A 13,284-nucleotide genomic window follows, 5' to 3' on the forward strand; every position below is an offset into this window, starting at 1 on the left:
AGGCGTCTGTGCAGGCCAGCGCGGTCGTACCGAAACCCCTACGAGCACGCGAGAACCGGCCTCCGCGTCAGAGCGCGCGGAGGCCGGTCATCCGGGCGGATGAGATTCCCGCCACATCACAGCAGCAGGTTGATGACGATCGTCAGCAGGATCGACAGCAGCACGGACACGACGATCATCGCCAGGCAGCCCATCCAGCCGCCCAGCGGTCGCACGTCCCAGTTCCCGAACCTCATGCCGGGGGCACCTGCCCCCTCAGCGCGGGTTCAGGTGTCTCATGACGGAGATTTGCCCTCGCGCACCAGCAGCGCCACGCACTCCACGTGGTGGGTCATCGGGAAGGCGTCGAAAGCGCGCAGGTCGGCGAGGGGGTAGCCGTGGTCGCGGAACCAGGCGAGGTCGCGGGCGAGAGTGGCGGGGTCGCAGGAGACGTAGACGATGCGCAGGGGCTCGAGCGCGCTGACCCGGTCGACCACCTCGCGGCCGAGCCCGGCGCGCGGCGGGTCCACCACCACGACGTCGGCCCGCTCGATCTGGAAGCGGTCGAGCGCCTCCTCCACCCGGCCGCGCTCGACCCGCGCCTGCGGCAGGTCGCGCAGGTTGGCGCGAGCGTCGCGGACGGCGGCCGCCTCTGACTCCAGCCCGAACACCGCGCCCTCGGGGCCCACCGCCTCGGCCAGCCCGGCCGCGAACAGCCCGACCCCGCAGTAGAGGTCGAGCGCCCACTCCCCCGGCTCGGGGGCGGCGTAGGCGAGCACCGCGTCGAGCAGCGTCTCGGCCGCCCCCGGATGCACCTGCCAGAAGCCGCTGCCCGCCACCCGGAACTCGCGGTCGCCCACCTGCTCGTGCAGCACCCCAGAGCCGCGGCGCGGCACCGTGCGGCCCTTGCCCTGGTCGAGCAGGATCGAAGCGGGCGCGTCGAGCGCGGGCACGGGCACGCTACGCCGCGGCCTGGGCGCGACCACGACGGCCCGCTCGCCGCCCGAGGAGGCGATGACCTCGACCCCGGCGGCGCCCGGCCACTCGTGGTCCTGCGCGCCCACGGCCTCCACCTCGGGGTGGGCGATCAGGCAGGCGTCGACGACCTGGATGTCGTGGGAACGGTGCTTGCGGAAGCCCAGCTCGCCCGCCGCGGTGGCGGCGAACTGCACGCGCGTGCGCCACCCCAGGCCGTCTTTGGCGCCCGGCACCTCCTCGACGACGACCTCGCGCTCGATGCCCGCCAGCCGGCGCAGCTGCTCGGCCACCACCTGGGCCTTGAGCCGCCGCTGCGCCTCCAGGGTGGCGTGCTGCCAGTCGCAGCCGCCGCACCGGCCAGGACCGGCATAGGGGCAGGGCGGCACGACCCGGTCGGGCGAGGCGTCGAGGACCTCGACGGCGTCGGCCCGCAGGAACCTGGCCGTCTCCTCGGTGACGGCGGCGATCACCCGCTCGCCCGGCAGCGCGTGGCGTACGAACACGACGCGCCCTTCGTGGCGCGCCACACACCAGCCGCCGTGCGCGACCGGACCTACCGTCAGCTCGAGAGTTGCCTGTTCCACAGGGAACAGCCTATGCCCAGGCCCGGAGGGCTCCCGTCCCGCTCGGTCGCCTACTGTAGGTGGTCATGGACAGAGTGGTACGGCGGAGGCTCGGCTTCGGCGGCACTCTGCTGGCCACGCTGTTCGCGTGCGCCTCGCTGACCCCGTCGCTGCTGCCCCGCCCCTGGCTCTACCAGGGCGTGATGGGCGCGGTCACCGGCATACTCGGCTACGCCGTGGGCGCCTCGCTGGGCGCGCTCGGCCGCTCGGTCATCCGCTTCCGTTTTCCTGAGCGGGCGCGGCGGATCAGCTGGCGGGTCATGCTGGGCGGCTGCGCCGCGCTGGCGGCCGTGGCCCTCTGGTACAGCTACGACTGGCAGCGCGACCTGCGGGCGCTCATGGGCATGGACACCCGCATCACCTGGTTCCCGCCGGTGATCCTGGCCGTCGCGGTCGCGCTGTTCTGCCTGTGCCTGCTGCTGGCCCGGCTGATCCGCCTGGCCGGGCGCAGGCTCAACGCCTGGCTCGACCGCTACGTCCCCGCCTACGTGGGCCACGTGGTGGGCGCGTCCGTCATCGCGCTCGTGGTCACGGTGTTCGCCAACGACGTGCTGTTCAACGGGTTCGTGGCGCGGATCAGCGACATCTCCTCCGTCGCGAACGAGGGCACCCATCCCGGCGTGCGCAGGGCCGCCTCGGCGTACGTGTCGGGCGGCCCAGGCTCGCTCGTCTCCTGGGAGTCGCTGGGCCGCGAGGGGCGCCGCTTCACCGCCACGGCCACCACGCCGGCCCGGCTGACCGCCTTCTCCGGCCGGCCCGCCGCCCAGCCCATCAGGGTGTACGTCGGCCTCGACGGCGCCTCGTCACCGCGGCAGCAGGCCGCCCTCGCGGTGCGCGAGCTGGAGCGGACCGGCGCGTTCGGCCGCCGGGTGCTGGCCGTGCTGGGCACCACCGGCACCGGGTGGGTCGATCCGCACATCGCCGACGCTCTGGAGTACATGTACAACGGGCAGTCCGCGCTGGTCGCGATGCAGTACTCGTACCTGCCGAGCTGGGTGTCGTTCATGGTCGACAGGGACAAGGCGGCGGCCGCGGGGCGGGCCCTGTTCGACGCCGTACGCGAGCGGTGGGCGCGGCTGCCCGCCGCGAAGCGGCCGAAGCTGGTGCTGTCGGGCGAGAGCCTGGGGTCGTACCAGATGGAGGAGAGCGTCCGCGACCTCGACGAGCTGGCCGCGAAGGCGGACGGCGCGATGTTCGTGGGCCCGCCCAACGCCAACCCCATCTGGCGGCGCCTGACCACCGGCCGCGAGCGCGGCAGCCCCGTGTGGCGGCCGGTCTACGACGACGGCGAGACGGCCAGGTTCGCCCAGGAGCCCGGCGACCTGTCCGAGCCTCCGGCCCCGTGGCCCCACCCGCGCGTGGTCTACCTGCAGAACACCACCGATCCCGTCGTGTGGTGGTCGCCTGAGCTGATCTACGACCGGCCCGCCTGGCTGGAGGGCGAGCGGGGGCCGGGCGTCAACCCGGAGATGAACTGGTTCCCGCTGGTGACGTTCTGGCAGGTGCTGGTGGACATGACGGCCGCGCTCGACGTGCCGGCCGGTCACGGCCACCGCTACGGCGCGAACATCGCGGACGGCTGGGCCGCCGTCGCGCCGCCGCCCGGCTGGGACGCCGGCGACACCCTGCGGCTGCGGGCGCTGCTCAACTAGCGGGGGTTCCTGTCCTGGCGACCGGCAGTCTCGTGCCAGGGGCGGCGCACCGCGCCCGGCGCGAACGGCTCCGGCCTGCCGATGAGCCGGTCGGAGGAGTGCAGCTGCCAGGGCACGCTGGTCACCATGACGCCCGGCTTGAACAGCAGGCGGGCCTTCAGCCGCAGCGCGCTCTGGTTGTGCAGCAGGTGCTCCCACCAGTGGCCGACGACGTACTCGGGGATGAAGACCGTCACCACGTCGCGGGGCGAGCGGCGGCGCAGCGTCTTGACGTAGTCGAGGACGGGCTGAGTGATCTCGCGGTACGGCGAGTCGAGCATCTTCAGCGGCACCGGGATGCCCCGCCGCTCCCACTCCTCCTGCAGCTTGCGGGCCTCCTCGCCCTCGACGCCGACCGTGACGGCCTCCAGCGTGGAGGGGCGGGTGGCGCGGGCGTACGCGATGGCGCGCATCGTCGGCTTGTGGATCTTGGAGACGAGCACGATCGAGTGGTTGCGCGCGGGCAGCATGGACGGCTCGTAGTCCTCGGTGAGCTCCAGCTCGGCCGCGACCTTGTCGTAGTGGCGCCTGATGCCCTTCATCATGAGGAAGAGCACCGGCATCGCGATCACCACGATCCAGGCCCCGACCAGGAACTTCGTCAGCAGCACCACGATCAGCACCAGCCCGGTCATCACCGCGCCGACGAAGTTGATCACACGGCTGCGGTGCATCTGGTGACGGACCCGCAGGTCGGTCTCGGTCTTCAGGTGGCGGGTCCAGTGGATGACCATGCCGGTCTGGCTCAGCGTGAACGAGACGAAGACGCCGACGATGTAGAGGTTCAGCAGCCGGCTGACGTCGGCCTGGAACCCCCAAAGCAGCAGGCAGGCGCCCAGCGCCAGGATGATGATGCCGTTGGAGAAGGCCAGCCGGTCGCCGCGGGTGTGCAGCTGGCGCGGCAGGTAGCGGTCCTGGGCGAGGATCGAGCCGAGCACGGGAAAGCCGTTGAACGCCGTGTTGGCCGCGAGGAACAGGATCAGCGCCGTCACCGCCGAGATCACCACGAACGGCAGCGACCCGCCGCCGAACACCGCGTCGGCCACCTGGGAGATGATCGGCTGCTGGTAGTAGCCGGGGCCGACCGGGGTGCCGTCAGGCTTGAGCAGGTCTTCGGCCACGACCGACGGCTCGGCCACCTTGACCCCCGAGGCCAGGCCGAGCGCGATGATGCCGCCGAACATGGTGATCGCGACCGTTCCCATCAGCAGCAGCGTGGTGGCCGCGTTCTTGCTCTTGGGCTTGCGGAAGGCGGGCACGCCGTTGCTGATCGCCTCGACCCCGGTCAGCGCCGCGCACCCGGTGGAGAAGGCGCGCAGCACGAGGAACGCGGCGGCGAAGGCGGTGAGGTTCGTCTGCTCCGGCTGGATCGTGAAGTGCGCGCTCGGGGCCTGGAGGTGCTCGTGCAGCAGCAGCGTACGGAACCCGCCCCACAGGATCAGGCCCAGGACGGCGATCATGAAGGCGTACGTGGGGATGGCGAAGGCGGCGCCCGACTCGCGGATGCCGCGCAGGTTGACCACGGTGAGCAGGACGACGATGGCGATGGCGACGGCCGGCTTGTGCTGGCCCACGAACGGGATGGTCGCGCCGACGTAGTCGACGCCGTTGGCGACGGACACCGCGACGGTCAGCACGTAGTCGACCATGAGGGCGCTGGCCACGGTGAGCCCGGCGTTCTTGCCGAGGTTGGTGGTGGCGACCTCGTAGTCGCCGCCGCCGCTGGGGTAGGCGTGCACGTTCTGCCGGTACGACGCCACGACCGTGAGCATCACGACCACGACGGCGGCGGCCACCCAGGGGCTGTAGGAATAGAACGAGACCCCCGCCAGGGAGAGGATGACGAGAATCTCCTGGGGTGCGTACGCGACCGATGAGAGCGCGTCGCTCGCGAAAACGGGTAGCGCGATCCGTTTCGGGAGGAGTTGCTCGTGGAGCTGCCCGCTTCGAAGGGCGCGCCCCACGAGCAAGCGTTTGACAAGATCCGTTACCTTCGCCACGTAACGAGATGCTAGTCGCACGCCGAGGCCCGGCCCGAGGCGCTCCCCCCGAGGGCCATACTGGTGTCGAGCAACCGGCCGACCGCGTCAGATGCGGGGGGAAATGCATATAGTGATCATGGGGTGTGGCCGGGTCGGATCGACCCTCGCGCACATCCTCGAGGACAGCGGGCATTCCGTCGCCATCATCGACCGGGATCCGCAGGCCTTCCGCCGGCTGCGCGCCGGGTTCCGCGGGCGCCGGGTGACCGGTGTCGGCTTCGACCGGGGCGTGCTCATCGACGCCGGCATCGAGTCGGCCGCCGCCTACGTCGCGGTCTCCAGCGGCGACAACTCCAACATCATCTCCGCGCGCGTCGCCCGCGAGACGTTCGGCGTCGACAACGTCGTGGCCCGCATCTACGACCCCCGCAGGGCCGAGGTCTACCAGCGGCTGGGCATCCCCACGGTGGCCACCGTGCGCTGGACCGCCGACCAGATCATGCGCCGCATCCTGCCCGAGGGCGCCGAGCCGCTGTGGCGCGACCCGACCGGCACCGTCGTCCTCGCCGAGGTCACCGTCAACCCCGCCTGGATCGGCACCCGCGTCACCGACCTCGAAGAACGCGCCCACACCCGCGCCGCCTTCGTCAACCGCATGGGCGAGGCCGTCACCATCACCCACGACACCGTGGTCCAGGAGGGCGACGTGCTCCACGTGATCGCCGCCGAGACCGACATGGACCGGATCAACAAGGTGCTCGCCGCGGCACCGGAAGAGGACGAGTGATGCGCGTCGCCATCGCCGGCGCCGGTGCCGTGGGCCGCTCCATCGCGGCCGAGCTGCTGGAGAACGGCCACGAGGTGCTGCTCATCGACAGCGACCCCCACGCCATCAAGATCGACAGCGTCCCGCGGGCCGAATGGCTGCTCGCCGACGCCTGCGAGATCGCCTCGCTCGACGAGGCCGGGCTCAACAACTGCCACGTCGTGGTGGCCTCGACCGGTGACGACAAGGTCAACCTCGTGGTGTCGCTGCTGGCCAAGACCGAGTACGGGGTGCCGCGGGTGGTCGCCCGCATCAACCATCCCAACAACGAGTGGCTGTTCAACGAGTCGTGGGGCGTCGACGTGGCCGTCTCGACGCCGCGCCTGCTCAGCGCGCTGGTGGAGGAGGCGGTGAGCGTCGGCGACCTGGTCAGGCTGATGACGTTCCGCCAGGGGCAGGCCAACCTGGTCGAGCTCACCCTCGCCGAGGACGCGCCGGTGGTGGGGCAGCGGGCGGGCTCGGTGCCGTGGCCGGTCGACTCCGCGCTGGTGGCGATCCTGCGCGAGGGCCGCGTCCTGGTGCCGACCGCCGACGACCCGCTGGAGGCTGGCGACGAGCTGCTGTTCGTCGCCAGCCAGGAGGTGGAGCAGGAGCTCGCCCACCTCCTGTCGCAGCACTAGCGAGGTCCGCGGCTCAGAACAGGCCGAAGTGCTTGTGCTTGTGGTGGTGATGGTGACGGCGGAAGTCCACCTTCGCGCAGCCGCCGTCGGTGGTCCAGATCGTGAGCGGCTTCAGCCTGAGCACGTCGGTCACCTCCTTCCCGCACACGTGGCTCGGCCCCCAGAAGTCGTCCGCGATGGCGGGCGTGGGTGCGAGGAGCAGCGCGGCGGCGGTCATGGTGACGGCGGCGATGACGCTTCTGTACATGGCGGTCCCCCGAGATGTGAGAGGTGATCGTTCGCCAGCCTTGTACCCCTGCGTGTGGATCGAGTGATTCAGCGTTCGGCCCGGAGATCTTTACTCCTGAGCGGGTAGGTGCCCGGCCATGCGCTACAACGTGCTGGCCACCGACTACGACGAGACCCTCGCCTCGGGCGGCCAGGTGGCGGAGGCCACCATCGCGGCCCTCGAACGCCTGTCCAAGGCCGGGATCAAACTGCTGCTGGTCACCGGCCGCGAGCTGGACGACCTGCTGTCGGTCTTCCCGCACCCCGCCCTGTTCGACCTGATCGTGGCCGAGAACGGCGGGCTGCTGTACGACCCGCACCAGCGCACCTGCGACGCCCTGGCCACGCCCCCGCCGCCCGAGCTGGCGCAGCGGCTCAGGGACGTGGGCGTCAGCCCGCTCGGCGTCGGCCAGGTGCTGGTCGCCACCCGCGAGCCGCACGACGTGCAGGTCCTGGAGACCATCCGCGAGCTGGGCCTGGAGCTGCAGGTCATCTACAACAAGGGCGCGGTCATGGTGCTGCCGCCCGGCGTCAACAAGGCCAGCGGCCTCTGCGCGGCGCTCGACCGGCTCGGCCTGTCGCGGCACAGCGTGGTCGCAGTCGGCGACGGTGAGAACGACCACGCGTTCCTGCAAGCCGCCGAGTGCGGGGCCGCCGTGGCCGACGCGCTGCCCGCCCTCAGGGACGCCTGCGACCTGCCGCTCGACGGCCCGGCCGGGCGCGGGGTGACCGAGCTGGCCGGGAAACTGATGGCGGGCGAGCTCGACGGGCTGGAGCTCGTCCGGCATCACGTCCTGCTCGGCCACGACGAAGGGGCCGAGGTGCGGCTGCCGACGTACGGGCTGGGCCTGCTGGTCGCCGGGCCGTCCGGCAGCGGCAAGTCCACGGTCACCACCGCGCTGCTCGAACGGCTCGTCGGCGACGGCTACCAGTGCGTCATCGTGGACCCCGAGGGTGACTACGCCGAGTATCCCGGCGTGACCGTGCTCGGCGACCCCGACCGGGTGCCCTCCGTGGACGAGGTCGCCCACGTGCTGGAGCAGCCCGGGCACAGCGTCGTCATCAACCTCATCGGGCTGCAGCTGCGCGACCGGCCGGCGTACTTCGCGGAGCTGCTGCCCCGGCTCACCGGCCTGCGCGCCAAGCTCGGGCATCCGCACTGGCTCGTGCTCGACGAGGCCCACCACCTGATGCCCGCCGAGGTCCGTCAGGTGCCGCTGCAGCATCCCGGTGACCTCGGCTCGGTGCTGATGATCACCGTGCATCCCGACGCGCTCAGCCCGGCCGCGCTGAGCCTGGTCAACGGCACCATCGCGGTCGGCAAGGAGCCGGAGAGCACGCTCGCCGCGTTCGCCACCGCCCGTGGCCTCGATGCGCCCGAGCTGCCCGACGGGCCCGGCGACATCGCGCTGTGGCTCGACGGCACCGAGTCAGGCCGCCGGCTCACGCTGGCCCCCGCCCGGCAGGAACGTACCCGGCACCGGCGCAAGTACGCGGCCGGGACCATGTCGAAGGACAAGAGCTTCTACTTCACCGGGCCCGAGCAGCGGATGCGGCTGCGGGCCAGGAACCTGCACACGTTCGTGGAGCTGGCCGAGGGCCTGGATCACGACACGTGGCTGCACCACCTGCGGCGGGGCGACTACTCGACGTGGATCCGCGACTGCCTCGGCGACGCCGAGCTGGCCGACGAGGTGGCGGCGCTGGAACGCGACGAGGCGGCCGACGCGGACTCGACGCGGCGGCGCGTGGCCGACCTCATCGGCGCCCGCTACACGCTCCCCGCCGAACCCACCGCCTTCGACCCGGACCACGACGACCGCTGACCTCTCCCTGAGACCCCGGCCACGACGACCGCCCCACCTCTTCTGAGGGACCTCGGCCACAACAGGCGTGAGGGCCTGTCGCCGGGGCGCTCGGGCAGGTCAGGCGGGGGCTACGGGGGGCTTGACCGGGGTGCGGCCGCGGCCGAGCACCCAGAGCATGGCCGCCAGCGCCGCCACCTGCAACGGCCAGCCCATGACGATCTTGGCGAAGCCGAGCGCGGCGACCGCCTCGTCACCGCCGCCGAACAGGTAGACGGGCCCCTGCACGGCCACCCTGACCGCGCACGGCAGCATGAGCAGCCAGGTCAGCCGCGTGCACAGCCGCACGATGCCGGGATCCTTGTGCCAGCCCGTCGGGTCACCCGTGACCGAGCCGATCAGGAATCCGACGACCGGCCACCGGGCGACGATCGAGATCAGCATCGCCACCGCGTAGCCGGCGTTGTAGAGGATGCCGGGCAGGAAGTAATCCTTCGCGTCGCCCGTACGGCTGGCGAAGAACGCCCCGATCGCGATGCCGATCAAGCTGTTGATCACGAACTGCGGCGTCGACCGCTGCAGCACGCGCACCAGCAGCAGCACCACCGACAGCGAGATGCTGATGATGAGCGACAGCTTGAGATCCTCGCTGAGGATCCACGTCATCGTGAACGCGACCGTCGGCACCGCCGCCTCGATGATGCCTCTGACCCCGCCGAACGCCTTCGCGAGCTGGGCTCGCACCGCCGCTTCGACCGTGTCGTGGGCGACCTCTTCCGCCTCGGCACTCACCTGATCAACTCCCTGGGCGCAGCTCGTAACGCGGATTGAACATCACTTTGCGCCCGTCCTGCAGGCTCACCAGGCCCTCGGCCTTGACCGTGCGGCCCGGCTCGATGCCCGCGATCCTGCGGCGGCCGAGCCAGACCAGGTCGATGACGTCGGACCCGTCGTAGAGCTCGGCCTCGAGAGCGGGAGCACCGCCCCTCGGACGCAGTGTCACCGTACGTAGCGTACCTGCCACGCAGAAGCGGCGGCGGCCGCCACACGAGACGATGGGGGTGGCGCCGACCTCGTCGGCGTCCTCCCGCAGCTCGCGGGCCTCGATTTCTGACTGGGGGGAGGCCAGCCGGCTGAAGAACCCGCGCAATCCCCCACGTTTCGGGGGCTCTGCCGTATTCATGATGCCTCAGCCTATGTGATGTCAGCCCTCAGCGAATCTCGCTGATCTCCGGTCCTCGCCTGAACGGGTTGAACCGCGGCCCTTCGCCCGCGTCGCCGCCCGGCTCGTTGGGCCGGCGCAGCGGGATCGGCTCCTCGCGCGCCATCGGCTCGTCACCCCGCACGACCACGACATCCTTGATGAAGTCGTGGTACGCGGCCGCCGTCGCGTCGTCGACGGCCGCCTTGCCCGAGATGACCGCGAGCAGGAACCAGCGGGGCCCGTCGATGCCGATGTAGCGGGCCGGCCTGCTGTCACCGTCGAGCCGCATCTCGCCGCTCAGCTCCGTGCCGAACGGCCCCTCCTGCTCGTGCAGCACCCCCGCCTGGCTCGCCAGCTTGGTCCGCACCTCGTCCCACAGGCCCGAGCTACGCGGCGCGGCCAGGGCCTGCAACTGCAGCGAGCTCTCGTCATACAGGACGACCACGCCGACGTGCTGGTCCCCCACGGAGGCCAGCCGCACGTCGAAGTCGGGGTTGTGCGGCAACCGCAGGCCGCCCAGGTCGATACGGTCGTTGTCCGGGTGGGGCTCGTCGGCGTCCCACGGGCCGGACTCCCGCATCGGCACCGCAGCCTCCTGCTCGGCCGCCTGATCCGGCTGCTCACGACGACGACGTCGGAACACGTTCCTCACTCTCCCTGCTCGTCGGGCCCATCGGCCCGTTGTACGTCCGTCTCACGCGGACCCCCTGCCTCGGGCCCGCTAGATCTGCACCGGTCAGCGCCCCGTGGAGCCGAACCCGTTCGCACCGCGTACGGACCCCGGCAGGCGCTCCACCTCGTAGAAGGCCGCCCGTTCCACGCGCTGCACGACGAGCTGCGCCACCCGGTCGCCCCGGCTCAGCCGGAACGGCTCCTTGGCGTCGGTGTTGATCAGCGTCACCCTGATCTCGCCCCGGTAGCCGGCGTCGACCGTGCCGGGCGCGTTGACCAGCGTGACCCCGTACTTGGCCGCCAGGCCGGAGCGCGGATGGACGAACGCCGCGTAGCCGTCGGGCAGCGCGATCGCCACGCCCGTGCCGACCACGGCCCGCTCGCCGGGCTGCAACTCGACGTCCTCGACCGCGTAGAGGTCGGCGCCGGCGTCACCCGCGTGCGCGTATGACGGCATCGGCAGTTCCGCGTCGAGCCGCTGGATGAGGACCTCTACTGTGTTGCTCAAGGATTCACCTCGTAATCCGGATGTTCGATCTCGATGGCGGCCAGATCGCCGTGCTTGGCGAAGTGTTCCATGTTCACCTCGATGAACAGCGCTGCCGCGCGGACGGCGACCGGTCCGTCCGGGGCGCCGATGCGCCCCTCAGCCTCAAGGTACGCCTTCCTGCCCGCGATGCCGTTGCACCAGGCACGCAGGTGGAGTGTCGTGCCCACGGGAACGGGGAGGAGGTAGTCGGTCTCCAGCCGTCCCGTCACATATGGCTTGCGGAACAGGTATACGGACATACCGATGACCTCGTCCATCGCGGTCGCCAGCACCCCGCCGTGCGCCAGCTTCGGCGCCCCCTGGTGCGCCTCCCCCACGGTGAACTCGGCCTCGACCGTCGTGCCGTCGGGCGTCCTGGCCTTGAGATGCAACCCCGTAGGGTGCTCGGTCCCGCACCCGAAGCACTGACCGTAGTGGGACGACAGAACGGTGCCCGGCGCGGGCGCACCCGGCACCGCCTCGGGCGGTCCGGCGTTGGGAGGCGGCGTGGTGAGGGAGGAACGCGTCACGGGTGACGAGGTTACTCCGTGCCACCCACACCCGAATCCCACCCGAACCCCACCCGCCCCACTGCCGTATCACCCGCCCCGCACACCGGTGGATCATGGGCGTGAAGGAGCGGCCTCCGTATCGGCCCTGGACACGTCACCGCCCGCCATACCGCCGACGTCACCAGCGACACCGGAACCGCGAACGCCGCTGTCACCAGCGACACGGGGACCGCGAGCGCCGCTGTCACGGCGGCTGTCGCCCTCGCCGCCGTCGCCGCGACGGTCGCCTCCGTCGCTCCGGCGGCCTCCGCCGTTGCCGTGGCCGGGGGTGTCCGTCGTGTCGTCGGTGGGTGGGGGTGGCGGTGGGGCGGGTGAAGGTGGCTCGTCGTGGCCTGGGGGGAGCTCTGGGGGCTTGTGGCGGAGCTCTGGCAGTGCGCGGTAGATGACGGCTGCCACGGGGACCGCCACTGCGGCGCCGGCGATGCCGGCCAGGACGCCGCCCACGGACAGGACGAGGATGATCGCCAGCGGGTGGAAGTGCAGCGCCCGGCCCACGATCAGCGGCTGCAGGACGTGGTTTTCGAGCTGCTGCTCCACGATGAGGATGCCGAGGAAGATCAGCGCGTAGACGAGCCCCTTGGCGCCCAGCGTGACCAGGGTGGCGACGGTGCCGGCGAAGAAGATGCCGACGATGGGGATGAAGCTGGCGAAGAAGATGAGCACGGCCAGCGGCGCCCACAGCGGCACGCCCATGCCGGCCAGCACGATGCCCATGATGAGCCCGTGGACGGCGGCCACCGCCACGGTGCCCTGGACGTAGTGGGAGAGCGTGGTCCAGGCGGCCCGCCCGGCCCGGTCGACCCTGGGCGCCACCCCGCCGAACGCCTTGAGGAACCACATCCAGATGCGGTCACCGTCTTTGAGCAGGAAGAACGTCACGAACAGCAGCAGCACGATGGACGCGAGCACCTCGACGGCGACCGCGCCGGCCGACAGCACGGTGCCGGTGATGGCGGTGCGCTGCTCGTTGACCATGGCGGCGATCTCGTCGACGTAGTCGGTGATCTGCGCCTCTTCGAGGTGGAGCGGCCCGGTGATCAGCCACTCCTGGACGGTCCTCGCGGTCTCCTGCACCTGGCTGACGAGACCGGGGAACTCTTCGCTGGCCCGCGCCCCGACCAGCCATCCCGTGCCGACGAGCACGGCCAGCGCCACCAGCATGGTGATCCAGGTGGCGTAGATGGGCCGCATGCCGGCGCTCCGCAGGCTCTTGGTGAGCGGGAACAGCAGCGCGGTCAGCAGGAGCGCGATCGCCACGGGCAGCGCCACGAACGCGAGGCGGGCGATGACCTGGACGATGAAGTAGACGACCACGCCGACGAGGATCAGGCAACCGGACCATGCGGCCATCCTGGCCAGCACGGGCGGCACGAGCTTGGTTGGGCGGTCGGACAGCACGTGTTCAAGACTGGCATGTCCGGGCCCGTCACGCGCGCGGATATCGGCGCGACCACGACCGCTGTCAGCGTAATCCGGCGAAGCGATCCAGCGGTCCCGGCGATCCCCGACGGCGGCGGACGACGCGCACGGCGGCAG

The 13,284-nt window shown here is 71.3% G+C and carries 13 protein-coding genes; 4 read left to right on the forward strand and 9 right to left on the reverse strand.

The window, feature by feature from the left end:
- Positions 1-275: 275 nt before the first annotated feature.
- Positions 276-1,541 (reverse strand): class I SAM-dependent RNA methyltransferase, encoded by a 1,266-nt coding sequence (locus AB0K12_RS08390; protein ID WP_364556840.1) that lies wholly within the window; start codon positions 1,539-1,541, stop codon positions 276-278.
- Between the two features lie 65 nt (positions 1,542-1,606).
- Between AB0K12_RS08390 and AB0K12_RS08395 the strand changes: the two genes are divergently transcribed.
- Complete coding sequence (locus AB0K12_RS08395; protein WP_364556843.1) at positions 1,607-3,232, forward strand: alpha/beta-hydrolase family protein; 1,626 nt, start codon at positions 1,607-1,609, stop codon at positions 3,230-3,232.
- Here AB0K12_RS08395 and AB0K12_RS08400 read toward each other — a convergent pair.
- A complete protein-coding gene (locus tag AB0K12_RS08400; protein WP_364556846.1) occupies positions 3,229-5,271 on the reverse strand; it encodes an APC family permease in 2,043 nt (680 codons plus the stop codon). The genes AB0K12_RS08395 and AB0K12_RS08400 overlap by 4 nt on opposite strands.
- Positions 5,272-5,374: 103 nt before the next feature.
- On the opposite strand from AB0K12_RS08400, the gene AB0K12_RS08405 reads away from it, so the two are divergent.
- On the forward strand, positions 5,375-6,040 hold the full coding sequence (locus AB0K12_RS08405; protein ID WP_364556849.1) for a TrkA family potassium uptake protein: 666 nt from the start codon (positions 5,375-5,377) through the stop codon (positions 6,038-6,040).
- A complete protein-coding gene (locus tag AB0K12_RS08410; RefSeq protein ID WP_355413510.1) occupies positions 6,040-6,699 on the forward strand; it encodes a TrkA family potassium uptake protein in 660 nt (219 codons plus the stop codon). The genes AB0K12_RS08405 and AB0K12_RS08410 overlap by 1 nt, the downstream gene beginning before the upstream one ends.
- Before the next feature lie 13 nt (positions 6,700-6,712).
- Here AB0K12_RS08410 and AB0K12_RS08415 read toward each other — a convergent pair whose 3' ends face one another.
- Entirely contained in the window at positions 6,713-6,946 is a 234-nt protein-coding gene (locus AB0K12_RS08415) for a hypothetical protein (protein WP_364556853.1), read from the reverse strand.
- Positions 6,947-7,064: 118 nt separating this feature from the next.
- Between AB0K12_RS08415 and AB0K12_RS08420 the strand changes: the two genes are divergently transcribed.
- Positions 7,065-8,792: an HAD-IIB family hydrolase gene (locus tag AB0K12_RS08420; RefSeq protein ID WP_364556856.1), complete on the forward strand. Its 1,728-nt coding sequence runs from the start codon at positions 7,065-7,067 to the stop codon at positions 8,790-8,792.
- A 99-nt stretch (positions 8,793-8,891) separates the two neighbouring features.
- Here the strand turns inward: AB0K12_RS08420 and AB0K12_RS08425 are convergent, their stop codons facing one another.
- The 6 genes from AB0K12_RS08425 to AB0K12_RS08450 form a co-directional block, all read right to left on the reverse strand.
- The gene (locus tag AB0K12_RS08425) at positions 8,892-9,563 is read right to left on the reverse strand and encodes a DUF3159 domain-containing protein (protein ID WP_364556859.1); all 672 of its coding nucleotides are present in this window, start codon (positions 9,561-9,563) and stop codon (positions 8,892-8,894) included.
- A gap of 4 nt (positions 9,564-9,567) precedes the next feature.
- The gene (locus AB0K12_RS08430) at positions 9,568-9,954 is read right to left on the reverse strand and encodes an OB-fold nucleic acid binding domain-containing protein (RefSeq protein ID WP_364556861.1); all 387 of its coding nucleotides are present in this window, start codon (positions 9,952-9,954) and stop codon (positions 9,568-9,570) included.
- A 28-nt stretch (positions 9,955-9,982) separates the two neighbouring features.
- Positions 9,983-10,618, reverse strand: coding sequence for a DUF3710 domain-containing protein (locus AB0K12_RS08435; RefSeq protein WP_364556864.1), 636 nt, complete (start codon positions 10,616-10,618; stop codon positions 9,983-9,985).
- A 93-nt stretch (positions 10,619-10,711) separates the two neighbouring features.
- Positions 10,712-11,155: a dUTP diphosphatase gene (gene dut, locus AB0K12_RS08440; protein ID WP_364556867.1), complete on the reverse strand. Its 444-nt coding sequence runs from the start codon at positions 11,153-11,155 to the stop codon at positions 10,712-10,714.
- On the reverse strand, positions 11,152-11,706 hold the full coding sequence (locus AB0K12_RS08445; protein WP_364556870.1) for a PaaI family thioesterase: 555 nt from the start codon (positions 11,704-11,706) through the stop codon (positions 11,152-11,154). Before AB0K12_RS08445 ends, dut begins: the two co-directional genes overlap by 4 nt.
- A gap of 93 nt (positions 11,707-11,799) precedes the next feature.
- Entirely contained in the window at positions 11,800-13,146 is a 1,347-nt protein-coding gene (locus AB0K12_RS08450) for an AI-2E family transporter (protein WP_364556873.1), read from the reverse strand.
- Positions 13,147-13,284 lie beyond the last annotated feature (138 nt).

Source organism: Nonomuraea sp. NPDC049419, from assembly GCF_040676995.1.
GTDB lineage: Bacteria > Actinomycetota > Actinomycetes > Streptosporangiales > Streptosporangiaceae > Nonomuraea > Nonomuraea salmonea.

What these genes read in the sequence shown, in the direction of transcription:
- AB0K12_RS08395 (WP_364556843.1), top strand. Translation starts at nt 1,607, where the DNA reads ATGGACAGAGTGGTACGGCGGAGGCTCGGCTTCGGCGGCACTCTGCTG.
- AB0K12_RS08405 (WP_364556849.1), top strand. Translation starts at nt 5,375, where the DNA reads ATGCATATAGTGATCATGGGGTGTGGCCGGGTCGGATCGACCCTCGCG.
- AB0K12_RS08410 (WP_355413510.1), top strand. Translation starts at nt 6,040, where the DNA reads ATGCGCGTCGCCATCGCCGGCGCCGGTGCCGTGGGCCGCTCCATCGCG.
- AB0K12_RS08415 (WP_364556853.1), bottom strand. Translation starts at nt 6,946, where the DNA reads ATGTACAGAAGCGTCATCGCCGCCGTCACCATGACCGCCGCCGCGCTG.
- AB0K12_RS08420 (WP_364556856.1), top strand. Translation starts at nt 7,065, where the DNA reads ATGCGCTACAACGTGCTGGCCACCGACTACGACGAGACCCTCGCCTCG.
- AB0K12_RS08430 (WP_364556861.1), bottom strand. Translation starts at nt 9,954, where the DNA reads ATGAATACGGCAGAGCCCCCGAAACGTGGGGGATTGCGCGGGTTCTTC.